The sequence below is a fragment of the Leptospira haakeii genome, from assembly GCF_002812045.1.
GTDB classification, from domain to species: domain Bacteria; phylum Spirochaetota; class Leptospiria; order Leptospirales; family Leptospiraceae; genus Leptospira_B; species Leptospira_B haakeii.
This window is the reverse complement of sequence record NZ_NPEG01000001.1, coordinates 75,081-98,290: the sequence shown is the minus strand read 5'-3', so window position 1 is coordinate 98,290 and position 23,210 is coordinate 75,081. Positions and strand designations below refer to the sequence as shown.

Annotated in this window: 21 protein-coding genes; 7 read left to right on the top strand and 14 right to left on the bottom strand. The window is 40.4% G+C overall.

The window, feature by feature from the left end:
• Window positions 1-67: 67 nt before the first annotated feature.
• The 8 genes from CH377_RS00490 to CH377_RS00455 form a co-directional block, all read right to left on the bottom strand.
• Window positions 68-421 (bottom strand): LIC_10461 domain-containing protein, encoded by a 354-nt coding sequence (locus tag CH377_RS00490; protein WP_100721902.1) that lies wholly within the window; start codon window positions 419-421, stop codon window positions 68-70.
• The gene (locus CH377_RS00485; protein WP_100721901.1) at window positions 406-819 is read right to left on the bottom strand and encodes a Bor/Iss family lipoprotein; all 414 of its coding nucleotides are present in this window, start codon (window positions 817-819) and stop codon (window positions 406-408) included. The genes CH377_RS00490 and CH377_RS00485 overlap by 16 nt, the downstream gene beginning before the upstream one ends.
• A complete protein-coding gene (locus CH377_RS00480; RefSeq protein WP_100721900.1) occupies window positions 767-1,243 on the bottom strand; it encodes an LIC_10463 family lipoprotein in 477 nt (158 codons plus the stop codon). The genes CH377_RS00485 and CH377_RS00480 overlap by 53 nt, the downstream gene beginning before the upstream one ends.
• Window positions 1,243-8,661, bottom strand: a complete 7,419-nt coding sequence (locus CH377_RS00475; RefSeq protein ID WP_165782910.1) for an Ig-like domain-containing protein — start codon at window positions 8,659-8,661, stop codon at window positions 1,243-1,245. The genes CH377_RS00480 and CH377_RS00475 overlap by 1 nt, the downstream gene beginning before the upstream one ends.
• 361 nt (window positions 8,662-9,022) lie before the next feature.
• Window positions 9,023-10,513 carry an HTTM domain-containing protein gene (locus CH377_RS00470; protein ID WP_100721898.1) on the bottom strand — a complete coding sequence of 497 codons (1,491 nt, stop codon included), beginning with the start codon at window positions 10,511-10,513 and terminating at the stop codon, window positions 9,023-9,025.
• Between the two features lie 19 nt (window positions 10,514-10,532).
• Window positions 10,533-11,489 (bottom strand): DNA-processing protein DprA, encoded by a 957-nt coding sequence (locus tag CH377_RS00465; RefSeq protein ID WP_100721897.1) that lies wholly within the window; start codon window positions 11,487-11,489, stop codon window positions 10,533-10,535.
• A 14-nt stretch (window positions 11,490-11,503) separates the two neighbouring features.
• Window positions 11,504-12,358, bottom strand: a complete 855-nt coding sequence (locus CH377_RS00460; RefSeq protein WP_100721896.1) for a tetratricopeptide repeat protein — start codon at window positions 12,356-12,358, stop codon at window positions 11,504-11,506.
• 155 nt (window positions 12,359-12,513) lie between these two features.
• The gene (locus CH377_RS00455; RefSeq protein WP_100721895.1) at window positions 12,514-12,861 is read right to left on the bottom strand and encodes a DoxX family protein; all 348 of its coding nucleotides are present in this window, start codon (window positions 12,859-12,861) and stop codon (window positions 12,514-12,516) included.
• A gap of 135 nt (window positions 12,862-12,996) precedes the next feature.
• Between CH377_RS00455 and CH377_RS00450 the strand changes: the two genes are divergently transcribed.
• Window positions 12,997-13,386, top strand: coding sequence for a GNAT family N-acetyltransferase (locus CH377_RS00450; RefSeq protein ID WP_244283702.1), 390 nt, complete (start codon window positions 12,997-12,999; stop codon window positions 13,384-13,386).
• Here CH377_RS00450 and CH377_RS00445 read toward each other — a convergent pair.
• The 3 genes from CH377_RS00445 to nadA are packed head-to-tail and all read right to left on the bottom strand — an operon-like array spanning window position 13,383 to window position 15,305.
• The gene (locus tag CH377_RS00445) at window positions 13,383-13,874 is read right to left on the bottom strand and encodes a hypothetical protein (RefSeq protein WP_100721893.1); all 492 of its coding nucleotides are present in this window, start codon (window positions 13,872-13,874) and stop codon (window positions 13,383-13,385) included. The genes CH377_RS00450 and CH377_RS00445 overlap by 4 nt on opposite strands.
• On the bottom strand, window positions 13,847-14,329 hold the full coding sequence (gene ispF, locus CH377_RS00440) for a 2-C-methyl-D-erythritol 2,4-cyclodiphosphate synthase (protein ID WP_100721892.1): 483 nt from the start codon (window positions 14,327-14,329) through the stop codon (window positions 13,847-13,849). The genes CH377_RS00445 and ispF overlap by 28 nt, the downstream gene beginning before the upstream one ends.
• A gap of 4 nt (window positions 14,330-14,333) precedes the next feature.
• Complete coding sequence (gene nadA, locus CH377_RS00435; RefSeq protein WP_086448087.1) at window positions 14,334-15,305, bottom strand: quinolinate synthase NadA; 972 nt, start codon at window positions 15,303-15,305, stop codon at window positions 14,334-14,336.
• 277 nt (window positions 15,306-15,582) lie between these two features.
• Here nadA and CH377_RS00430 point away from each other — a divergent pair, with 277 nt between their 5' ends.
• From CH377_RS00430 to CH377_RS00405, 6 genes are all read left to right on the top strand, one after another.
• Complete coding sequence (locus tag CH377_RS00430; protein WP_100721891.1) at window positions 15,583-16,647, top strand: lipoprotein LipL41; 1,065 nt, start codon at window positions 15,583-15,585, stop codon at window positions 16,645-16,647.
• Window positions 16,631-17,002 (top strand): LipL41-expression chaperone Lep, encoded by a 372-nt coding sequence (gene lep, locus CH377_RS00425; protein WP_100721890.1) that lies wholly within the window; start codon window positions 16,631-16,633, stop codon window positions 17,000-17,002. Before CH377_RS00430 ends, lep begins: the two co-directional genes overlap by 17 nt.
• Window positions 17,003-17,075: 73 nt before the next feature.
• On the top strand, window positions 17,076-18,989 hold the full coding sequence (locus tag CH377_RS00420; RefSeq protein WP_100721889.1) for a B12-binding domain-containing radical SAM protein: 1,914 nt from the start codon (window positions 17,076-17,078) through the stop codon (window positions 18,987-18,989).
• Between the two features lie 114 nt (window positions 18,990-19,103).
• Window positions 19,104-19,679 carry a hemerythrin domain-containing protein gene (locus tag CH377_RS00415; RefSeq protein WP_100721888.1) on the top strand — a complete coding sequence of 192 codons (576 nt, stop codon included), beginning with the start codon at window positions 19,104-19,106 and terminating at the stop codon, window positions 19,677-19,679.
• Window positions 19,680-19,751: 72 nt separating this feature from the next.
• A complete protein-coding gene (locus tag CH377_RS00410) occupies window positions 19,752-20,033 on the top strand; it encodes a helix-hairpin-helix domain-containing protein (protein ID WP_100721887.1) in 282 nt (93 codons plus the stop codon).
• Window positions 20,026-20,784, top strand: a complete 759-nt coding sequence (locus tag CH377_RS00405; protein WP_100721886.1) for a helix-turn-helix domain-containing protein — start codon at window positions 20,026-20,028, stop codon at window positions 20,782-20,784. The genes CH377_RS00410 and CH377_RS00405 overlap by 8 nt, the downstream gene beginning before the upstream one ends.
• Here the strand turns inward: CH377_RS00405 and CH377_RS00400 are convergent.
• The 3 genes from CH377_RS00400 to galK form a co-directional block, all read right to left on the bottom strand.
• Window positions 20,774-21,394: a uracil-DNA glycosylase family protein gene (locus tag CH377_RS00400; protein ID WP_100721885.1), complete on the bottom strand. Its 621-nt coding sequence runs from the start codon at window positions 21,392-21,394 to the stop codon at window positions 20,774-20,776. The genes CH377_RS00405 and CH377_RS00400 overlap by 11 nt on opposite strands.
• Window positions 21,395-21,404: 10 nt before the next feature.
• Window positions 21,405-21,824 carry an STAS domain-containing protein gene (locus CH377_RS00395; RefSeq protein WP_086448095.1) on the bottom strand — a complete coding sequence of 140 codons (420 nt, stop codon included), beginning with the start codon at window positions 21,822-21,824 and terminating at the stop codon, window positions 21,405-21,407.
• Window positions 21,825-21,910: 86 nt separating this feature from the next.
• Window positions 21,911-23,074: a galactokinase gene (galK, locus tag CH377_RS00390; protein WP_100721884.1), complete on the bottom strand. Its 1,164-nt coding sequence runs from the start codon at window positions 23,072-23,074 to the stop codon at window positions 21,911-21,913.
• Window positions 23,075-23,210: the final 136 nt, after the last annotated feature.

The window sequence follows — 23,210 nt, the reverse complement described above, 5'->3', positions numbered from 1 at the left end:
ATAAAAAAGATCCCGTTCTATTAATAGGAGACTAACGTGTTTTTTTTGAAATTGTTTAGTTATGTCCCTATTGACCGAAATTATTTCCGTCAAGGACGCGCAAAGGCCTGCAATACACGATCACAGTCTTAGTGTTGTAAAATGGGCCGATAAAAAAATGCATTAGAGAATCTCCGGTAGTGGTTACTAACTTCACTTCTGCCGGAATATTATTTTTACAAATAGCTTCTTCTTTGGAAGAAAGAAAGTAAGTCCCGAATAACGTACTACTTTGTTTCAGGTTTTTTTCGGGAAGGGGTGGTTTTTCCTGTTGGGTAAGTGGTAATACGTCTGATTTATGCACTAAAACGGTGGAATGGCAATAGATCCCGACTAGGATCAGGTAACAAAAGAAACATATTTTTCTTATATAGGATAACATTCTATCTCCAGAGTCCTAGGTGAATAGATTAAAAGTGTGATTTGTTCCCAAAAAGCATCTGAAAACGATTGGAATTGGTGGGCCGATTTAGGGCCGTGTGGGCAGTATTTTTCCAAATTTACCACTATTTCGGAAGGGTAGAGTCCGAATAAATAATAGGTTTGATTGAGCGAATGGACCGGTCCTGTTTGGGTCGGATAATTCGATCTTTCTTCCAGGGCTAATTTACATTCTTTAGAGCCTTGGTACAATCTACATGCTTCCGGCACCCTTTGAGGATAATTTACCCAGGCATGCCTACATCCTAGGATGAAACAAAAAAATAATAAAATCTTTATGTATGTCTTAACGGCGTACAATTTCTTCCTCCCATGAGACAGAAGCGAATCCCAAACCATAAACAGCCGCAAAAATCCTGTAAGCTACGGGACCGGAGTTTTCTTTTCCGGTTATATCCAAGACCAGGGTATATTCTCCTTCTTCCGGATTAGAGATCTCTAATTTACAAAATTTTTCTTTTTCAGAAGAACGGGGACAATGATAGATTTTAGGGAATAAAAAACGATTTCGTACTAGTTTAATCGAGAGTCCTTCTTTGGCGGAATAAATATCCAATACCAAATTGACCCTCTCTGCTTGTTTCAGCCTAAACTTGTATTCCCAACTTCCTGAGACCAAAGAACTGTCCACCTGAGCTTGAAAAACGGAAGATCCATCCTTTTGGATCCTTTCAAATCTTAAGGGTTCGGATCTCCCCGTATTGCTGCAAGCTGCTTGCCCGAGGACGAGTAAGTATATAAGAAAAATCAGATACTTCTTCATTAGTTTTGCTGCCTATACACTCTTACTGGAACGTTATTTTTACCCACACTCACATAGAGATAGTTGATACTTCCGGCTGGAACCGAGATCGCTGAGAATATCTGTTGCACGTTGGTTGAGTCGGTCAGTCCAGCTCCACCTACTTGTGTCCAAACATTAGATGCTGATGCAGGATCCACAGTGTTGGTTCTATAGATACGGACTCCACTTGGATGATCGAAACCTACATATAGATAAGGTCCATTTTTAATGATCATGGACATGGTCCTGTTGGTACTATCGCCGAAGTTTGTGATACCGGAGTTATCATCTCCAACCACGCTCCAATCACCGGAATCACAATCACCCGAGCCTCCGGTCAGACTAGGATCACATTTCCAAAGTTGAGCCCTTCTATTCGTATCACTTCCATTCGTACAACCTGTGACTGTTCCAGCAGCAGTTCGTATCGAAGTAGCTTGGGTGCTTTGGATACAAATGGTCCGAGTTACATAAAGTTTTCCGTTAAACTCCGCAAATTGAGAGAATGCCCTATCGCCAGGAGTTAAATCGTAAAGTTTTGATAACTCCAAGGAGAAGTAGTTGTTCGTAGGACTATTATGCCATTTTTGATTGCTTCTTGGTCCTACTTCTACCCAGTCAGCACAAGTGTTAGGAGAGCTGCATGCAGTTGTCGGGTTCAGTGTGTTGGTCCTAATAATAGAACCGTTATGGTCTACAGCATGTAATCCACCGTTCGCGGCGTAGATCCTGTTATTGAATATGAACAAAGAGTCGACGCCGATATAATAACCCCAGTTCGGAGAAGAGTTATTATTTACTAATCCGCCTGCTCCCGGTCCACCGAAGTAAGGCATATGGTTGATCAAGAACCTTCTTCCATTACTTCCGTCATACGCGTCACAATTAGAGCCGGCTGTACAGTTGCCTGTAGTGCCTGAATCGGAACTATTGAATGTGATAAATCCTAGATCCGGAGCGTTCAGGCCGCCTAACAGTCCACCTACGACAGGGCCTCCTTGGTTACTCGCTTTCGCAAATCCAGGATAGATCCTATTATTTTGTACCACCATTGCGGAAGCAGCCGCAGTTACTGTTCCTGTGATCGTGGACATATCTATATATTTATAGTTCAAGTTCGTAGATGTATCCGCAGAATAATATAGATAATCGAATAGGTAGTTTCCGGAACCATCTGGGGTTGTCCTAGCCCCGCCGATAAATACATATGGGGTTGTGCCCAGAATACCTGTAGTGAATATACCTCTACTATTCTCATTATCCGGACCGCAACCGCTTGCAAGAGTTGCATTATTCGTAGTGCAAGAAGTGTGTCCTAAAGTAACGTAAGGAGGAACTGCAATAGAATTTTCTCTTGTGGTTGCGGTGTTGGAACTAACGTTAGTAGCGTCGCTGTTCTGAGCATTAGTGTCCTTAGTGAAACTGAACTGCACGTTTTCAGGAGTATTTCCGTCGTAGCCGAAACGTAAAGCCCCACTTCCCGCATTATTCGGACCATTATAGATCTTGCTATTAAAGTCTATCAGATAGCCGAAAGAAGAACCGTTCGGATCAATAGAGATCGGACCGTCCGAGAAATTAACCGGAGAAGTTCCGCAACCTATGAATGAGGCCCTGTCCCTAGGAGAAGACTGAACATTCTCCGTAGAACTTGAGTCTCTGATCGATCCCCAAGAAGTATTGTCGAACCCGTCTCCGTCTGCGTTATTCGCTGTTATAACCGTGTATTGTGCTCCAGTTTGTATCAGGTTATGGGTCACACAAACCTTGGAAGAATTCGCAGGAGCTCCATTACAAACTATACCGTCCAGGATCTTGGCTGAGTTCACTGTTCCTAAGCTGTTTGTTCCAATGAAAGAATAACGTTTTCCACATTCGGTGGTCGTACTACATTCTGCGGATCCTGTCGTATTATTTCCGGATTTAATCGGTTTGGAGAAACTTACAATTACGGAAGTCACGTTGGAACAGGATGCTGCAGTTACCTTGAGTTGTTCTTGTCCCAAGAAGTCCGCATAATTCGGGCAAGCTAACGCATTTGGAATAGGAGATAGATCAACGATAGCTGACTTATTCGCAACTAATGTGTATCCTACTCCACTTGTTTGAGAAGATCCTAAGGTTAGAATATACACCGCTCCATTTCCGGATACGGAAGAAACCGTAAGAGCAGAACTACTGGAAGTGAAGTTAGAATTATCAGAACAGGTTCCGGCCAATGCGGATGTGGAGACTATCTTATAATTTGCCGCTGTTGTTGCGGGGCCACTTGCCACAGATTCTGAATAAGTGACTTGAATCGTAGTAGGAGTAAGGGACACAACGTTTGTGACTATAGGAGGAGTTAAATCCACGGCCTCTACAGTAAGAGTAGTATTTCCATTCAATACACCACTTGTCGCAATGATCGTGCTTGTCCCTGCATTTACGCCCGTTGCCTTACCTTCCGTACCCGAAGAATTGCTAATTGTAGCTTTGCTTGTATCAGAAGAACTCCATACCACTGATGTAGTGATGTTTTGAGTGCTCGCATCCGTATAAGTTCCGGTCGCGGTAAAGTTTTGTGTCTGGGTCTGATAGATAGTAGGAGTCGTAGGCGACACTGAGATCGAAACAAGCTGGGCTGCTGTCACTGTAAGATTAGAAGAACCAGTAACGGAACCCAAGGTCGCAGAGATACTAGTCGTTCCATTATTCACCGCAGTCAATAAACCGTTATTGCCGGAAGCATTACTGATTACCGCTCTGCTTGTGTTAGATGATGCCCAAGTAACCTGAGATGTTAAATCCAATGTGGTTCCATCTGAGTAGGTTCCATTCGCCGTATAATTTACTGTATTTCCTTTCGGAAGACTGTAATTCACAGGAGCGATCTGGATAGAATTCAGAACGGCGGATGTGACAGTTACATCCGTAGGAGTACTTTGGATAGAGTTGTACGTTGCGACTATTTGAGCACTTCCTGTATTGATCCCAGTAATGAGTCCGCTGGTTCCTCCTGAATTTCCTACAGTGACCTTACTTGTATCTGTGCTCGTCCAAGTGGCTTGGATTGTTAAGTCTTGAGTAGTTCCATCAGTATAAATTCCGGTAGCAGTAAAGTTTTGTGTTCTACCTTTTGCAATACTAAGACTCGGAGCCGGCGCAATCGTGATCGAAGACAGGATAGGAGAAGTGATAGTCAATATGCTTGCCGGAGACGTTACACCACTATAAGAAGCGGTAATATTTGTACTTCCGGTATTAACCGTAGTGGCCTTTCCTTGGGAACCATTCGCATTACTAATCGTAGCCTTGTTTGTATCGGAAGAAGTCCAGGTAACTAAATTAGTAAGACTTAATGTAGATCCGTCGGTATAAGTTCCTGTTGCCGTGAAGTTTTGAGGAAGACCCAAAGCTACGCTCGGATTTGTAGGATCGATCTGAATGGATACCAAGGTCGCCGCAGTTACGGTCAAAGTTGAAGATCCTGTTTGAGAACCAAGAGTAGCAGAGATTATGGAAGATCCTTGGCTTCCTCCGGACGGAGAATTCATGAGCTTAGAAGGACCTGCGACTAGGTTACCAACTTGAACGACTGTTGCTTGAGAACTATTCCAAGAGACTTGATCAGTAATATTTAATGTAGTATCGTCGGAATAAGTTCCTATCGCTTGTGCTTGGGTAGAAGTTCCTAACGCAATTGTGGATTGGTTCAAGAAAACCTCGATCGAAGTCAAGACTGCATTCGTAACTTTGAATGTTGCTATACCTGAAATTCCACCCAAGGTAGCAGTGACATTCGTTTGTCCCACATTTACACCTGTGGCTTTTCCTTGTTTACCTATTGCATTATCCACAGTTACTACGGATGTATTATTGCTTGCCCAGGTGACCTGAGTAGTCAGATCCATCCAGCTTCCGTCGGAATAAGTTCCGGTAGCGACTAGATCCAAACTTCTTCCTCTCGGAACAGAAGGAAGAGAAGGAGTGATTGTAATTGTTTCCAGAATTGCTGCAGTCACAGTCAGAGTAGTGGATGCGCTAGGACCTCCACTAAACGTTGCGGTAATATTAGCAGTTCCCGTCGAGAATGTGGACGCAAGACCTCTGGTTCCTGCAGAGTTACTGATCGTTGCAACACTCGTATTTGCTGAACTCCAAACTACTTGGTCGGTCAGGTCTTGTGTAGTTCCATCCGTATAAGTTCCGGTTGCCATAAAACTTTGAGTAAGTCCCGAAGCTACGCTAGGATTTGTAGGAGTGACTTGGATAGAGACTAACGCAGCAGCAATAACAGTAATATCAGAAGAACCAGTAACCGCTCCCAAAGTCGCACTTACTGCCGAAGTGCCGAGGTTTCCTCCTGTGGCCATGATATTCTTCTTAGGTACTGAATTGATAGTTCCTAATTGGATCACAGAAGAATCGGAAGTATTCCAAGTCACTTGATCACTTATATTTAAGGTGCTTCCATCGGAATATACGCCGGTAGCCAGCACAAAAGTAGAGGTTCCTTGGTGCAGAGGATTTTCGTCGGAAGTCACTTGAATTGAGGAAAGAATTGCAGAAGTTACTCTGAAAGGAGAAGTTCCAGTGACACTTCCTAATGTTGCAGATACAGTAGTGTTTCCAGTATTTACACCGGTTGCTCTACCTTCTGTTCCAAGCCAATTATCAATACTTACAATAGAGTTAGAATCGCTTGCCCAAGTAACCTGAGTAGTGATGTCTTGAGAAGAACCGTCAGTAAAGATACCTGTGGCAACAAGATTAATACTTCTACCCTTAGGAGTGCTTGGATTACCTGGCGTGATCGTGATAGATTGTAGAGTCGCGTTTGTAACAGTCAATACGCTTGCCGGAGAAGAGGTTACTCCTAATGTTGCAGTTATATTCGCACTTCCTAATGATAGACTGGTCGCGTTGCCTCTTGCTCCGGAGCTATTACTTATTGTCGCTACACTTGTATTGGAAGAATCCCAAGTAACCTGATCTGTGAGATCCTTAGTAGTATCATCGGTATATGTTCCTACGGCAGTGAAATTTTGTCCTACACCTAATGCTACACTTGGATTAGTAGGATTGACTTGGATCGACAAGAGAGTCGCGTTAGTCACTTCTATATTCGAAGTTCCGCTAGTACCGTTTACTGAAGCAGTGATTGTTGAAGTTCCGATATTCCCGCTGTTCTGAGAGAACACTTTCATTTTAGGATCCGAATTTAAGGTTCCAATCTGTACGATGTTAGTATCAGAACTAGTCCAGATCACTTGGTCGCTGATATTTTGAGAAGTTCCGTCCGAGTATACACCCTTTGCTTCCACGTAGGTAAATGTTCCTTTCGGAATGGATACATTTTCAGGAATCACTTGGATGGAAGTAAGAGTGGCAGAAGTAACTCTGAAAGAAACAGTTGCCGTTTTTCCGGAAAGAAGTGCGGACACATTCGTGGTTCCGGTATTTACACCTGTTGCTTTGCCTTCTTGTCCTACAGTATTGTCCACGGTTACAATTGAAGGAGTCGAGCTACTCCAAGTGACCTGGGTGGTGATATTTGAACTTGTTCCGTCCGTATAAATTCCAGTTGCAGTTAAACCCAAAGATGTACCTTTCGGAACACTTGGATTACCCGGAGTGATCGTGATCGAATCCAAAGTGGCATTCGTAACAGTTAATGTACTATCGGGAGAAACAATGCTACTTAAGGTAGCGCTAATATTCGTACTACCTGTAGTTACGGTAGTCGCTTGCCCATTCGTTCCTGTAGCATTGCTGATCGTAGCTATATTCGTATCGGAAGAATTCCAGACGACCGAGTGAGTGATATCTTGGGTAGAATTATCCGAGTATGTACCGATTGCAGTAAATGCCTGCATTAATCCGTTCGCAACCGTAGGATTTGTAGGGGTTACTTGGATAGTTTGCAAGCTAGCTGCAGTCACAGTGATATCTGTAGTTCCGTTAATTGCTCCCGAAGTTGCGGTCACAGTCACGGTCCCTAATGATCCCGAATCAGGAGATTGCACTTTCTGTTTTGGAATAGAATTCAAATTGCCTAGTAACAATACGTTAGTACCAGAGATAGACCAGGAGACCTGATCACTTATGTTTCTAGAAGAACCATCTGAATAAATGCCGGTCGCTAATACGAATGTGATTGTTCCTTTATGAATGGAAGACTCGTCCGCGATCACTTGGATGGAACTTAATGTTGCAGCAGTGACTTCGAAAGAGATAGTTTGGCTGACTCCTCCGATAGCGGCAGTGATATTCGTAGTACCTACACTATTACCGGTAACTCTACCTTGTAAACCTGCTCCATTAGATACCTTCGCTATATTCGTGTCTTGGCTAGACCAAGTTGTTTGTGCGGAGATATCGGAAGAAGAACCGTCGGAAAAAATTCCCGTAGCAGTCATGCTTAAATAATTCCCGTTAGCTACCTTCGGATTTGCTGGAGTGATGATGATCTTTGTAAGAACAGCGGAAGTTACCGTTGCTTGTGTGTTTGCACTAACCGCTCCTAAGCTCGCAGTGATTGTTGTAGTTCCGATTGCCTCGGTATCTAAAAGACCCTTATTCGTACTATTATCTATGATTGCAACTGAAGTATCGGAAGAAGACCAAGCAACTTGGGTAGTAATGTTTTGAGTTGTATTATCGCTATAAGTTCCGACTGCAGAATATTGTTGAGTGCTTCCTAAAGGATAAGAACTATTACTAGGAGTAACTGAAATAGAAACTAAAGTCGCGTTACTTACTGTAATCGTAATGTTTGCGGATAAGGATTCGAAATCCGCAGTGATTTGTACGGGCCCACCTACCGAAGCACCATATACTAAACCTTGGCTATCAACTGTTGCGATCGAACTATCATCAGAATCCCATAACACATCCGGATCATTCGTAAGATCCTGATGTGTTCCATCTGCAAAATCTCCCATCAATTTACATTGCCTAGTTGTTCCTTGAGGAAGATCCGTATGAGAATTATCGCATACGATAGAAATACCGGTTAACGGAGAAGAAGTCACGGTTAAAGCAATTGCATCGGTTTTACCAAGGTAATCAATGGAGACATCAGTGGTCCCGTTATTTACTCCTTTCGCTTGGCCTGTGATCAAAGCGGTCATTTGAATAACGGATGAATCTACAGTGGACCAACTCGCATCGTTAGTGATATCCACGTTCGTGTTATTCGAATAGATGGCAGTGGCTTTTAATTGGATACTAGTAGCTTTTGCAAAACTATTCGTAGGAGAAGAAATTTCGATCCGATCTAAAACAGGCGGTCCACTTGGAGTGGAAAGGTTAGGGAAGAATAAAAGACCCCCGCTTTTTTTACGTGCAGCTAGACCTGCAGCGCCAATGAGTACCGGCCAAGCAGAACAAGCTCCAAAAGAAAGCAAAAGCACTGAGGATATGATTGCCCGGAGAATATATCTTTTAATCGAAATTCCCATGTAATCGCGCGACCTAAATTAAGAATATCTAATCCTTTTAGATTTTATCTGCACCGATCCAGATAAGCAGAAATGTATATGTAAGCAAGCGTGTATAACGCGTTTGTGTTATTTCTGCAACAATAAAAGTGCTTTTCGGCGTCATTTGGCGGAAAAAATTTATTTATAACACGTTTGATGTTAAGCAGACGTTCGTTTGAAAAAGAGAATCGCTGAAATGAGACATTATAGGATAGATCCGGCCGGCATTATGTCTCATTAGGAGAGGCATAAAATTCCTAGATCAAGGAATTAGAATATTCTAATAATAGATTTATTTAAAGTCGGGAAGGATCCAATCTTTATGTAAAAAGTCGTCCTTCACCTTCATTAGATCACGATTCGGATCAATGAATGGGAGACTTTTTTTACCGTTTAGGGAAACTCTTACTTCCGCATACACTGCGATATCGTCTCCGGTTCTTTTCTTTTCCTTATCTCCCAAAAAATGAGCGAATTGAAGGATTAGATCCGGTTGAGTACTCATCATTGTTTTTTGAACTTCGTTTAGATAAGATTCAGGCAAAACGTATTGGATCTCACCAGTCCGTAAGTTTACTACTTGGAAACTTGCGATCCCATTTTTTTGGATGAGCATGATATGCCAGGCAAATCTAAAACCTTGCTCCGTCCATAAATGGTTCCCTGGATATAAAAAATGCCTAAGAGGGAAGAACACCTGGATCAAAATATAGATGGATACTGCCCAAATTCCGAATCTGGAAACAAAACGAGAGGTAAACTCTCCTAGTTTGCTTTCAAAACTTCTGCCCCATATATTTGGTTTTTCTAAAGCACGTAAAAAAATAAGCAGAAATTTTGCAGAAAGAAAACGGAAGGTGACTGGAAGTTTACTCCAAACAGTTTTGAATAAGTTTCTCAATTCACCATATGGGAAAATCCCTCTTCTTTTAAAAAAGCCTCTAACTTTAATCGGCCAAGTCGGAGGAAAAAATAATAAAGTGGAGAAGATCATGATCCAAGGAAACATTCCGATTGGAAAAAGTCTCCAAGTGAGAATATGAAAAATTAGAACAAAGCTGTAAGCCCAGGGTCTTAAATTTTTTTTCAAAAGACAGAATGGAACAAATAGATCGAAAAATAATCCGGCATAGCTGAAAACATAACCTGCAATTGGATAAGAGAAAAATCCACCGATCACTGGAAAATCAGTATTTCGAACTAACCAAATTCTGAGCGGTTGAGCAGAGAACAACCAATCCGGAACTAACTTTGCTAAACCCCCGAAAAAATAAACACAACCGATTTGGAATTTTAATATCCATAAAGACCAATTCGGGATTTTAGGAATGCTCCACCTTCCGTTTCGATAAGCTTCCAGAAAATGAGATAAAGAAAAACAACGATCTGCAGGGATCCAGAATAGAAGAAAGAGTAATAAAAAAATTAAATAATAGTGATTCAGGTAAGTGGAAACATCTAAAAGATTAAAATAAGAAAACCCCAACCAATAAATAAGAATTGATGTTCTGTAAAGGACTCCAAGAGAAATGAGGACTGCGGTAATACATAATATTATAAAAATAGAATATAAAATTATCCCAGGAGCTACTCCCATCCAGGAGAAACCGAAATGTTTAAAATGAAAACCGGGCTCTAAGAAATATTTTTGCACCCAACCGTAATAAATATAACGTGCTGAGGTAAAAAATAAAAGAATACCGAATCCGAATCTGAAAAATCCTAAGGACCAAGCCGGAGATTGTTCGAATAGTTCGGATTTATACCGATTCCAAAGAGACAAATTTGATTCCTTTTTATATTTATTGAATGGATCGAATGAAACCGTTTCCTAGATCGATCCAATTACCATTCAATTTGTTTTTTCCCAATTGAGCAAGCATTCCGGGAACTTCTTCGAAGTTGGATGGAAGAATTTCTTCCACATGAAAAATTCTCTCTCCATACTTTTGACAATTATCAAACGAAGCAGGATTAGCTCCTTCGGATAGTAATTTTTTCCCGCCTTGATTTTGTGTCTGTAACGGATGATCAAAAACAAAAACGTCTCTATCTTGAGAGATTGCATTAGATGCGGAGGACAATGCTCCACTTTTAGAAGGAGCTTCCATTACTAAAAGAGAAGGTGAGATCCCTGTGATAATTCTGTTTCTTTTTGGGAATGCATATTTTCTGACTTCGAAACCTGGCGGACATTCGGTGATCACTAAACCATTAACAGAAGATTTCATTCTTTTATATAAATTTCTGTTTTCGTGAGGATATTCTTTTTCCGGCCCGGTGCCCATTACTCCTATCACAGGAATTTCTTTGTCTAAGGCTTGTAACATTGCTGCTTTGTCCACCCCTAGAGCCAAGCCTGAAATAATACCATCTAGTCCAAGAGAGTTTACAAAATCCGGAATTAGTTTAGAATAATTTAATGTAATTGGAGAAACTTTTCTTGTCCCGACCACCGCCAAATAAGAAAGTTTTAAAAGAGAAACGTTTCCGAAGCAGAATAAATTAGGTGGAGGATCGTAAATTTCTTTGAGGAGAGAAGGATATTCCGGATCAAAATAAGAAACAATCTTTGCTCCTAGCTTATTCAAAGAAGAAGAGTAATATTTAGAATCGAAATCTACCTTCTCTATTAGATCCTTTGGAAGTATTTCTTTTAATTTTTCCAGAACCTCTGATTCAGAGAGGCTCTGGGATAAAAATCTGGATCTGCTAAGGATTTTATATAAGCTTGGAGAAGAAAGAGCAAGAAAATCCATATAGGATCTAGTTATTAATTCTCGGAAGATTCCATTTTATTTAGATTATTAATTACGTTTTTATAAGATTCGTTCTCGTTCAGATCTTCTTTTATAAATCCGTCTTTTTTGAGGCCTTCTATCGTATTTTTTAGATGTAGATAGATATCTTTTGCTTCTTGGGCTTTGCCGAATCTATATAAAAAATTTCCTTTTGCGAATAAAACGGGAACATTTCGAGGTTCTTTTTTTAAGATAGAATCCAGAAGAGTGAACGCCTTCTCTTGGTCTTGAAAACCTGCATTGATCCCTTCCCAAGAAGAATCTGCCATAGATGAATCAAAATAGATCAGAGCTAATTGATATGGAAATCTAGAATCTCTTGTATCCTGTCTGGAAAGTGATTGGAAGATCTCGATAGCAATCTGCCTTCTTTTGGGTTCCCAACCTCTGTCTTTTGAAGCGTTTGCATAAGACAATGCAGTTTCAAAAAGAAGCTGTTGGTCCACAGGCATTAAAAGTTGCGCTTTGTCGAAATAGGGTAGAGAAGACTCGAAAAAATGAACGTCTGCACCGATCACTTCCGTTTTTCCGGAACCTTGTTCTTGGATTGCTTTATTATAATATTTGGATGCTAGATCATAATCACCGATCTTCATATATCCTTGAGCGATCTTCCAGCTAAGAGCTCCTGCGGATCTGGTTTTAGCGGCCATTTCTCGGATCTTCTTCTCTAATTCGATGATCTCGGATTCGTCCATATTCAAACGGCGCTTCCAAGCTTCCAGATCCTCTACTGTAGGAGGTTTTGTATTCTTTCCTGAAAATTTACTTAGGTTCTTACAATCGGAAATTAGAAATACAAAAAGAAGAAGGAGTATAATCCTCATTTGATTCCACCTCGGGAAGAAATCGTATTTGAAATACCATGTCCGAGAATTGTACGGATGGTCCACGGAAAATCCTGAAAACTGAATTTTTTTGAAAGGAAAAAAGGAAGATTGAAGAGGTAGGGAGAAGGTATAGATCCTTCTCCCTTTGTAAATTAAGCGTTGTCTCTGGAAATTCCAGCGATTACTAAAGCTCCACCTAAAAGACCCAGATCTTTCAAGGTATTAATAGTGGAAGACATATCTCCTTTGATTGCTCCCGGCAAGTGTAGAAGGACAATATAAATTCCTAAAAGTACAGCCAATAGGATCATCGCTAGTTTGGTTTTTTTATTTATAAAAATGCTGACCGAAGCTGCAACCATAGCTGCTCCCGTTACATAGATCCAAATAACTCCGCCTGGTACAGGAACCATTCCAGCCATTTGGCTTCCGGCTACAAAGTGGTTCAGTCCAAAAAGTAGGAACGGGACAGCATACACATATTTCCCGATTGTTTGCATAAAAATTTTCTCCTCGAGTTTGATCGAAAATTGCTTTCGCAAAGCGACCGCTAATTAGTATGGAAGATCCCGCCTCACGCAAGGAGAAAATGGATTGGATCTGGGAAAAAAAATGATCTACCCCAAGGTTGGAGAATGGTCCGACCGGAAGATTTACAAATTCTGATCCAAATGGAAAAAACAGTTTTTGGAAATTCGTCCTGGTCCAATTATTCCATCCAAAGTCATATTGAAAATCATCCGGCTTGGATCAAAGAAAATACTGGTTTTGTATTTTACATGGATCTTGTTGATTTTTCGGAATTATTACGAATAGGAATCCTTCCAGAAAAACGTAAAAAAGGAGAAGCGGGTTCCATTTTAAAAACGCTTTGTGATCTATTCCCTAAGACTATTTTAGAAGTTTCTAATTTGAATTCTTCTGCTATTTCTCTATATGTTAAATTAGGCTTTATGGAATCGGGAAGAAGGAAATCTTATTATGGTCCGGGAAAAGATGCGATCTTAATGGAGAAGGTTCGCTAAAATGGAAAAGACTTTTTGATCACTCGGATTTGTACTAATTGTTGGTTCGAAAATAGAAAGTATAATCTGACTCTCAATGGAAAAGGTTTTTTCCAAAATCTGAATTCATTCAAATTTACATACATTCCTAAATTAACTTCAGTATAGCTACTTTCAGTTTGAATCCAATGAAATGCATTTGATTGGACTGTTCCTTTTTTGGTGAATACCATAATGTCAGAAACATATTCAGGATCATCAGGAAATTGTCCCTGATGAAAACCTACCAGATCCATATTTTTTCTTTTGATATAATCCATTACCTTTCGTTTAGAGCTGCCAAGCGGCAAATCTTCCATTACTTCTCTCCTTAATAAATAAGAAGAAGTTTCTAAATACGGATCTTTCAGAATATATAAAAATATCGTAATGGATACGAATAAAATTGCGGTCCATTTGATCGCGATTTTATGAGAAGGTTTTAGTTTTTCCGCAAAAGTACCACGCAACTTGCGCCCAATCCTTCGGTTCTGCCCAAGGCTCCCATTTTTTCGGTAGTAGTCGCTTTCACTGAAACACAATCTTCCGGAATTCCTAATAGATTGGATAGAGAAGATTGTATCTTGATTCTATGAGGAGAAATTTTAGGTCTTTCTCCGATTAAAGTACAGTCAATATTGACCAGGCTGAAATTTTTCTCTTTAGCAAGGTCTAAAGTTTTTTGTAAGATCAATTTTGAATCCATATTTTTGAGAGAAGGATCAGTATCCGGAAAATATTGCCCAATGTCTCCCAATCCCATTGCCCCTAAAATTGCGTCGGCTAACGCGTGTATTACTATATCCGCGTCCGAATGACCGATAAGCGCATATTCAGAATCTATGATTGCTCCGCCCAAAATTAATGGGCGAGAGTCATTTGTTTCCAACCTATGAAAGTCTAATCCTTGTCCTACTCTGTACATTAAGTTACTTATAACTCACTTCCAGCATTCTTTGGACTGCCATTCTTCCTTTTTCTACAATTTCCGGATCTAGTTTGATCTCGAATTGTTCGTATAGGAGCGCATCTTTAATTTTTTCTAATGTAATTCGTTTCATATGAGGGCAGGTCCTACAAGAAGAAACAAATTGTCTATCGGGGAACTCTGATCTTAGATTATCCCCCATAGAGCATTCTGTAACTAAGAACACATCCTTAGCGCCTGAATCACGGATATATTTGGACATTTGAGAAGTAGATCCCGCGAAATCGGAAACTTCTACAACATCTGTATTACATTCTGGGTGGGAGATTACTGTGACCCCAGGCCATTGTCTCCTAACAGAAAGAATGTCCTCTGCAGTGTACATTTCATGTACCATACAACGTCCAGGGAAAGAGATGATCTTTTTATTGGTTTGTTTTTGCACATTCCCCGCAAGGTATTCGTCTGGAAGAAAGATCACCGTATCGCTATCCAAAGAATTTACGATTTGAACTGCGTTTGCAGAAGTGCAACAAATATCAGTTTCAGCTTTTACTTCTGCAGTGCAATTGACATATGTCACTACTGGAACTCCAGGATACTGGCTTTTCAGTTTTTTAACATCTTCTCTAGTGATACTTTCTGCGAGAGAACAACCGGCTTTTAGATCAGCGATGAGTACCTTCTTCTCCGGAGACATAAGCTTTGCAGTCTCCGCCATAAAATGGACTCCATTAAAAAGAATAATATCAGCATCCGTTTCGGCGGCCGCCTTACTCAGATAAAGTGAATCCCCGAGTATGTCTGAAACTCCGTGAAAAACATCCGGGGTCATATAATTATGCCCTAAAAGAACTGCGTTTTTTTCTTTTTTGAGACGGTTGATCTCCTGGATGAGAGGAAGTTTTTCCTCTATCTCATGTTCCATGTAAGTGGATTCCAGGGATTTTCGAATATCCTCTATGGTTTTCATGGGCTCCCCCGGCCAGTTTTAGGCGGTTCTATCTCTTTTCTAATTTCGACTCCTAAATTTTGGAGTCCGGCAACCTAAATGTAAAATTGCCGAGGGAACTAGGTTTTGCAAGTGTTTATAATCCGTTTAAGGGCCAAAACCTGTCAGTAGTTCTTTGGACCCCAGGTTTTTTGCCTCTGACCGACCGTATCTTAAAATAAATTGACAGAAAAAGAAATACCGAGACAAATACGAAGTTACTCCTAAAAATCATCCATAAAGGATTGGTATTAACCCAATGAAAAAAATTTCTGCTCTGCTCCTTGCAGGAGCTATTGCATTTTCGGTTTCCAACTGCGGCGAAAGAGTTGAAGTCGAATACCCTGTTTTTCCTAAATCAAAAGAGGGACGCCAGCTTCAAAAATTCCTAGGCTCTATCCGCAACGTTGGATTAGCAGTCGAAAAACCCCAAAAAAGTCTTTGGGAAACCGTTTTCGGAGCAGGTTCCAGCTTTATCGATCAAATGCCTTCTAAAGTTTTCGAAGCTTTCGACAAGGAAACTTATTACAAACTGATCGACCTTAGCAAAAGAGCTGACTCTATCAATGAGGCTTATTTAACTCTTACCGGAATTACTAAAAGCCGTGTTAAACTCGGAAACCAATTAGGTGCTGAGGCAATTCTTCATATCGGTTATCAAAAACCTTACACTGAGTGCGGAAGCGAGATGATGGTAGATTATGGCGCTGCTGCATTAAAAGTTGGTGGAGCAATCGCTTCTATGGCAACTGGAAAACAAGTTGATACTGGAAGTGGACCTGTTAGTAAACAAACCGGTATCCGTTATATGCTCATTCCTCTAGATGCTACTTTAATCAAAGTAGAAACTGGAGAAGTTAAAAAGGCTGTAGTTTCTAACCCTGCAAAAGTTGATGCGGGAGTTGGTAACTTAGATTGCCCTTCCGTTCTTGACTCTTTCGGAAAAGCTTTAGACGAAGCTGCTCTTTACATCAAAGACAGACTTTCTCCAAAAGTTAAAACTGAAAAAATCAAAGTATTCAAAGACGACGAAGATCCTGAAGTTGCAGGATACCTTGAGGACGGATACCAAGAGATTACCGGTGAAACTCCTAGCTTCAAAAAAGCAAAAGAGAACTGGGAAAAAGCAGATAAAAAAGCTGGTGGAAAGTCTTGGGGAGCAAAAGCAAACCTAGGAACTTATTACTTCCAAGCTGGTGACTTTGAAAAAGCAATCAAACTTTACGAAGAAGCAATGAAACTTACTGGAGCTGACAAGAACTACGTAAGAGAACTTCGTAAACGTGTAGAAGCGGCTGCTGCCGTTGATGACACTGAAAAATAAGAAAGTAAAACTTTCTTTCGGTTTCGAGAAAAGCGGGCGGATAACGTCCGCTTTTCTTTTATGTAGTGCATTCTTCTTGTCGGATTGCAGCAGAACGAAACCAAATCTGGAAGAATGTTCAGATGCCCAGATCCATATCTCCAAACTGATCGCGAACGATGAAACTATGGAGAAGAGTGTTCAAGCTTTGATGCTTAGGTCCATTCTGAAACCGGAAACCAGCGAAGCGATTATCAGAAGTTGTGTGGAGAATAAAAGTTTACTCCAAGTTCAATGTGAACTTTCCAAGGAAAAGTTTTCAGATCTTCAGGAATGTAAAAAGCACGCTCCTAAAAGAGCAGAGACCGAAGGTTAAGATCTAACTTTTCGCTTCTATTTCCGGATTGTAGAAACCGGAGAAGTCTAAAGTTTTGTAAGTAAGACTTCTTATGGCAAAGTTAAAACTAGTACAATTGCCTGTTCCCCCTCCGACTGCCTTTGCTGCTACTGGAAATGTCCCCTTGGCTGCGGGTTGCTTAGCTGTTTCTGCTCGGGAGAACGGCCTAGAAAAAAAAGGATTAGAACTAGAAGTTCTCGACCCTGATATCACCGATAAAGAAGGGGATAGCCAACTTGCAGATAGGATCGCAAAAGATGAGCCTGAATTTTTGGGCTTCTCACTTTATCTTTGGAATACGGAAAGAAGTCTCCATCTCGCAAAAGAAGTAAAACGTAGATCTCCGTCCACTAAGATACTCATCGGTGGACCTGAAGTAAATCCTGATAATCCGTTCGTTCTCTCCGAAACAGGTTATGATATAGCGGTATCGGGAGAAGCAGAGCATACATTCTTTGCTCTTATGGACACTCTTCTTAAAAAAGAAGATCCTAGGAAATTACCGAATATCGCAGTCAGAGAACTAGATGGAAAGATGGGAATGTTTTCTAAAGAAGAGAATGCTTCCTTTCCACTGACTAGTTATCCTTCTCCATATTTGCAAGGGTTTGTGCCAGTAGATCCTGCCAGATCTACTTATTTGGAAACCGTAAGAGGATGCAGATCCCAATGTACTTATTGTTTTTATCCTAAGAGTAGTAATGTATTAAGAACTTTAGATATACCTGAAACGATCAAACTTCTGTCTAGTTTGAAAGATAAAGGCGCCAAAGAGTTAGTATTCTTAGATCCGACATTCAATCATAGGCCAGGTTTCGAAGAATTTTTAGATGCAATCATCGATGTGAACTCGGACAGATCCATGACTATGTTCGGAGAATTAAGATCCGAAGGAATTACGGAAAAAATCGCAGACAAACTTGCTTTGGCAGGTTTTAATAGAATAGAACTTGGAATGCAATCCATTAATAAGGAAACCTTAAAGCGTGTAAAACGTTTTGGAAGTCCTGAAAAAGTAGCCGAAGCCGCGAGGATGTTGGCTGATAGAGGGATCGAACTCTTATTAGATCTGATCATAGGACTCCCGGGAGATACTCCTGAAGATGTGATGGAAGGGATCGAATTCTTTTACGGACATGGATTGGGAGAATGGGTCCAGGTATTTCCATTATCCATTCTGCCTGGAACTGCCATGAGAAAAGATGCAGAGTCAGAAGGTTTGGTATATCTTCCCAAACCTCCTTATAGAGTGATCCGAACTCCTAATTTTAGTGCAGAAGCACTTAGCTCCACATTATTCCGATCCGAAGATAGATTGGATAGACGGTTGGATGAAACTCCTCGAAGTCTATTATCCGATCCTGATCCTTCAGTTTCAGATATATTCTCCTTTTCTCCTGGGTTATCCGAGAAGTTTGCGTTAGAGGATTTTTCAATTTCAGGCGCAAGGCATGTTTCTATCTGGTGGAGGGGTGATAATTTAGAAAAATCTAAAAAAGAATTTTTTGATAGATTGAATTATAGGTTCATCAAAGATCCTTTTGCAGTCACAGACATTGTTTTATATCCTAGATCCTCTTTTGATCCTGAATTGATCACGGAGATTATGGAAGAATTTTCCAAGGTTCCAGCTTCTTATCTTTCCCGTACTCTCGCCCATAGAGGAGAGAATATGCTGCATAGGATCGTTCTTGTTCTTCCTCATGGAATTTCTTTTCCATTAGAATGGGTCTCCGAGATCAGAGAGTATATTCCTGTTTTCCAAGAAATGGAATGGGAAGAAGCAGCCCAAAAATCGGAAGAACTTGGAGGAGAATTCCCGGGTGCGAGGATCATTTCTAAAAATGAGAATACTTCTGCATGGAAAGTTCTAAAAGAAAATGCTGATCCTGAATCCGTAACATTTGCAGATAGAGTTTTAGAAAAACGCTGGTGTTGGGAAGTTTTAGGTTATTCGGAAAAATGATCGACTGAGTATTTCGAGCCTTCGCAAATTTTTTCGAAAGATCGATTTCTGACGATTTTATACAATTTTTCTCCCAAGTTTACGGTTAGGATCTCTCCATTACTGGAGAATGAAATGTTGAACAACCGTAAGAAAGTATATGATTTCCCGCACAAAGCGATCCGTTATGGAATTTCAAAATTAGTACAGGAGGCGGGAAGGACTGATTACTCCGATCCAAAAGATGTACTCCAACTTTTAGAATTAGCAAAAGAAGTTTTTCGAATGTTAAAGATACATGCAAGAGACGAAGAAGGGGTCAGTCTTAAACATTTAGAAAAAAAAGATCCTCAAACTTCTCTAAGAGATAAGGAAGAGCATAAATATCTGGAAGAAAAAATAGAAGAACTGGAATCTCTTTTAGATCGCATTAAAGAAGAAGGTGAACAGGCTCCGGCTATTTCCGAAGAATTTTATGTAAAACTAATTCGTTTCCAAACAGATTACTTCTCCCATATGACAAGAGAAGAAGAGGAAACTCAAATTAGATTATATTTGTATTTTTCAGATACTGAATTAGAGGAACACCAAAAAGAGATCATGGGTTCTCTGGGTGGAGATGAACTCAAAATTTGGGCGAAATATCTAATCCCAAATGTTCCAACCCCGATCAAAAATAGATTCGAAGAAATGTTAAAAACCTTCTACTGAACTACGGTATTGGCCTATAATAAACCAAGTAACTCACTTGATTTTTGGGCCGACTTACTATAAATTCTTTCTATGAAGTCGGATAAATCCGAGGTATTAAAGGAATTTCGCACTCTTCCCGGAGTGGGCAAGGTAATCGCAGAAGATCTCTGGAATTTGGGAGTTCGTAGTAAATCAGAACTCGCAAAATTAGATCCTGAAAAATTATACGACGAAATTTGCGAATACCAAGGCACTAAAGTAGATCCATGTATGCTGTACGTATTTCGTTGTGCGGTATACGTTTCAGCGACTCCCGATCCTGAACCGGAAAAAATGAAATGGTGGTTCTGGAAGGACAAACAGCTTGTCTGATTTGATCCGAATTTCCTGGAGTCATAAAGAATCTCCTGAAATTTATTCGGTTCTTCCGGGAGAAGAATGTGTAATTGGAGTCCAAACCAAAGGTAGAATTTCCTTAGGCTCGGGCAAACAATCTCAAACTCTCGCAAAGGCGGGAATCACCGGAATATTAAGAGGACCAAGAACATTCATCTCTGAAAAAAATACCAAATCACTTTTAGTTTATATTTCTCCCTTGGTTCTTTCCAGAATGATCTCTGTTCCGATGAACCAGATCAGTGATTCAAGTTTGTCTCTAGAGGATCTGTTTTCCAAAGAGGCAGTCTCTGACTTGATTGCGGGCTGTGAAGAAGCAGATTGGAAAGGGCAAGAGGCATCTCTAACCTTGGAAAAGTTTCGGAATCTTCTTCCTATAAAAGAAGAAAAAGAAAAATTCTTACAAGAAGCGGTTTTAAGGATCAAATCCTCGTTCGGAGAAATTGGGATCAAAGGTTTGGCAGAAGATCTAGGCGTAAGTCAAAGCAGTTTGGAAAGAGGCTTCAGGTCCCGAGTGGGTCTAAGCCCAAAAGAATACGCGGGGCTTGTGCGATTCCGAAATATATTCAGATTTTATAATTCTTCTTCCAGTCTGACTGAATTGGCTTTAGAAGCCGGTTATTATGATCAGGCACATTTTATTCGCGAATTTAAGAAGAAGACAGGGTTTAGTCCGAAACAATGGTTTCGCCAAAATGCGAACCTAATATTAGATCTTACTTTTTAGAGAAGAATTCTCTTTTGACAGCGGGATGTTTTCGTATTAGATCCAAGGATTTTGCGATCAGTATCTTAGCTTCCGGAGAATGATTCCAAACATTTAATCCGGATGGATGTGGTAAAGGGATCCAATCCAGTTCCACTCCGTAATAGTTTTTTTTAAACTTCTTACCAATAACATCGTCTAGTTTGTATTTTTGATTCTCCACCAATTGATCTATCGCCAATTTGCCTATCGGAATGATAAGTTCAGGTTGATTGAATTCCACTTCGAAACGAATGTATCTGGAACAATTTTTTACTTCGGAAGGATTCGGTTTTCTATCTCCGCTTTTTGCTTTGCCAGGAAAACATCTACAAACTGCAGCCATATTCACTTTGGATCTGTAGATCTCTTCTTCTATTCCGATAGATAAAAACCATTTGAATAAAGTTTTACCTGCGGTGTATGCGAATGGTCTTCCGAATTTTTCTTCATGGATACCTGGAGCCTGGCCTATGCTCATAATTTTTGCGCCAGGAATACCACCTTGTACAGGATTGCCCACCATATCCGGACAAAGTCTGCAATGAAGTAATGTCTCTATATGTTTTTTAAATTTTTGAGAATCGTTCATCGCGAACGGGTCAAGGCGCTAAAAGTTTCCATGCTTCTTTGGAAGTGCTTCCTACTCGGATCAGACTTTTTAATTTGGTAAGTTCTAAAATTTTATTCACTTGAGAAGAAGGAGAGAATACCGCGATGCCTCCCTTGCCGCTCTTAACCAATCTGGAATGTGTCGCCATAAAAACTCCCAGCCCGGATGAATCTATATACTTCACATTTTCCATATTCACTAGAAGATAAATGAATCCTCGATCGAGTAAATGAAAGAATCTTTCTTTCATGATCTGGGCTGAGTATAAATTGATCTCGCCAGAAATTTTTACGACCACTGCTTCCTTTGGAAGACCTTCCGGAATATTATCCTGATCTAGAAATACGCCCAGCTCGGGTGCGTCATGATCAAAATCTTTGCTGTCCAGGTTCCAAGGAGTATCTGCCATAGTATTGGTCGCTTATTTTTACCGAATGCGAAGACTATCGAATTACTAGCCGTTTCTGCAAGGATTTTATCCGCTTTTTAAACGATCTAAAAGTCTTCTCTTACGCCTTCCGAGATAGAGAATTTATAGATCTTTGCATTTAGTCCGAATTTTTGGAGATATTCCTTTTCGAATTTAGAGAATAAATCAGAAGATCTGCCTTCTTTGTCCAGGACTAGAACACAACCTCCGAATCCTCCTCCTATCATTCTGGCACCTAATACATTTTCAGAACGGAACCATTCTACTATATAATCTGTTTCTTCACAGGAGACTTGGAAGTTTTTCGAGAGTGATTCATGGCAAGAGAATAGTTCCTCCCCAACCTTCTCCGCATTTTTATCCTTTAAGGAGCGGATAACGTTTTCGGCTCTAGATTTTTCTCCTAAAATATGAGTGGCTCTTTTGAATTCAGAAGGAGTCAGCCCTGCTTTTTCGATTAGGGAGAAGTTCGCCTGGCTTAAAGTCCGGACCTCAGTCGAAAGTTTATTACATTTTGAAGTCGCAGATTCTACTTCCTTCCTTCTGTCGTTGTATTCACTTTCCTTAAGGCTATGTTTTACATTAGAATCGATCAGATAAAATTCATAACCCGGAAGTTCCAGACTATGGTAAGAATATTCCAAACTTTCCGTATTTAGAGAAATACAGGAAGAAGGTTTTGCCACTGCGATCACGAACTGATCCATGATCCCACAATTGACTCCCACGAAATGATTCTCTGCGGCTTGAGAGAGTAGAGCGATCTTCTCCTTTGTAATGTCCCAGTCGAAAATTTTAGAAAGTGCGAATGTTACTCCAACTTCCACGGCGGCTGAAGATGAAAGTCCGGCTCCTTGAGGAATGTTTCCCGTAAAAGCGAGATCGAAACCTTCTACCCTTAAACCTAATTTAAGAGCTTCTGATATGACTCCTAGGATATAATTTACCCAAGGTTTTTCTTCGGAGTAGTTGAGTTCTTTTGTTACAAATTCGGATTGGAAATCCAAGGAATAAAATCTGAAAGTCCCAAGTCCATTTGTTCGGATTGCAAAATGTGTTCTGAAATCGATTGCAGCAGGAAATACAAGTCCTCCTGCATAATCCACATGTTCTCCTATGATATTTACCCTGCCTGGGGCGGAGAAAAAACGAATTGGACCGAGGCTCGGTCCGTCTGGAAAAATATCGGATAGAGAAGAAGAAAGATTCTCTCGGATAGAAAGAGTCATTCTGGAAAATAAAATCTAATACTTAAATACTTACAAGGGATTTTGGAAAATTGGAACATTGAATTATTTCGTTTTTTCTTGCTATTCCAATTAACATAAGTAATTTGTCTCGGATGTCCGATTTTGAGGAATACCG

Coding starts and splice junctions, on each gene's coding strand:
- CH377_RS00490 (WP_100721902.1), bottom strand. CDS start 421: ATGTTATCCTATATAAGAAAAATATGTTTCTTTTGTTACCTGATCCTA.
- CH377_RS00485 (WP_100721901.1), bottom strand. CDS start 819: ATGGTTTGGGATTCGCTTCTGTCTCATGGGAGGAAGAAATTGTACGCC.
- CH377_RS00480 (WP_100721900.1), bottom strand. CDS start 1,243: ATGAAGAAGTATCTGATTTTTCTTATATACTTACTCGTCCTCGGGCAA.
- CH377_RS00465 (WP_100721897.1), bottom strand. CDS start 11,489: ATGGATTTTCTTGCTCTTTCTTCTCCAAGCTTATATAAAATCCTTAGC.
- CH377_RS00460 (WP_100721896.1), bottom strand. CDS start 12,358: ATGAGGATTATACTCCTTCTTCTTTTTGTATTTCTAATTTCCGATTGT.
- CH377_RS00455 (WP_100721895.1), bottom strand. CDS start 12,861: ATGCAAACAATCGGGAAATATGTGTATGCTGTCCCGTTCCTACTTTTT.
- CH377_RS00450 (WP_244283702.1), top strand. CDS start 12,997: ATGGTCCGACCGGAAGATTTACAAATTCTGATCCAAATGGAAAAAACA.
- ispF (WP_100721892.1), bottom strand. CDS start 14,329: ATGTACAGAGTAGGACAAGGATTAGACTTTCATAGGTTGGAAACAAAT.
- nadA (WP_086448087.1), bottom strand. CDS start 15,305: ATGAAAACCATAGAGGATATTCGAAAATCCCTGGAATCCACTTACATG.
- CH377_RS00430 (WP_100721891.1), top strand. CDS start 15,583: ATGAAAAAAATTTCTGCTCTGCTCCTTGCAGGAGCTATTGCATTTTCG.
- lep (WP_100721890.1), top strand. CDS start 16,631: ATGACACTGAAAAATAAGAAAGTAAAACTTTCTTTCGGTTTCGAGAAA.
- CH377_RS00420 (WP_100721889.1), top strand. CDS start 17,076: ATGGCAAAGTTAAAACTAGTACAATTGCCTGTTCCCCCTCCGACTGCC.
- CH377_RS00415 (WP_100721888.1), top strand. CDS start 19,104: ATGTTGAACAACCGTAAGAAAGTATATGATTTCCCGCACAAAGCGATC.
- CH377_RS00410 (WP_100721887.1), top strand. CDS start 19,752: ATGAAGTCGGATAAATCCGAGGTATTAAAGGAATTTCGCACTCTTCCC.
- CH377_RS00400 (WP_100721885.1), bottom strand. CDS start 21,394: ATGAACGATTCTCAAAAATTTAAAAAACATATAGAGACATTACTTCAT.
- CH377_RS00395 (WP_086448095.1), bottom strand. CDS start 21,824: ATGGCAGATACTCCTTGGAACCTGGACAGCAAAGATTTTGATCATGAC.
- galK (WP_100721884.1), bottom strand. CDS start 23,074: ATGACTCTTTCTATCCGAGAGAATCTTTCTTCTTCTCTATCCGATATT.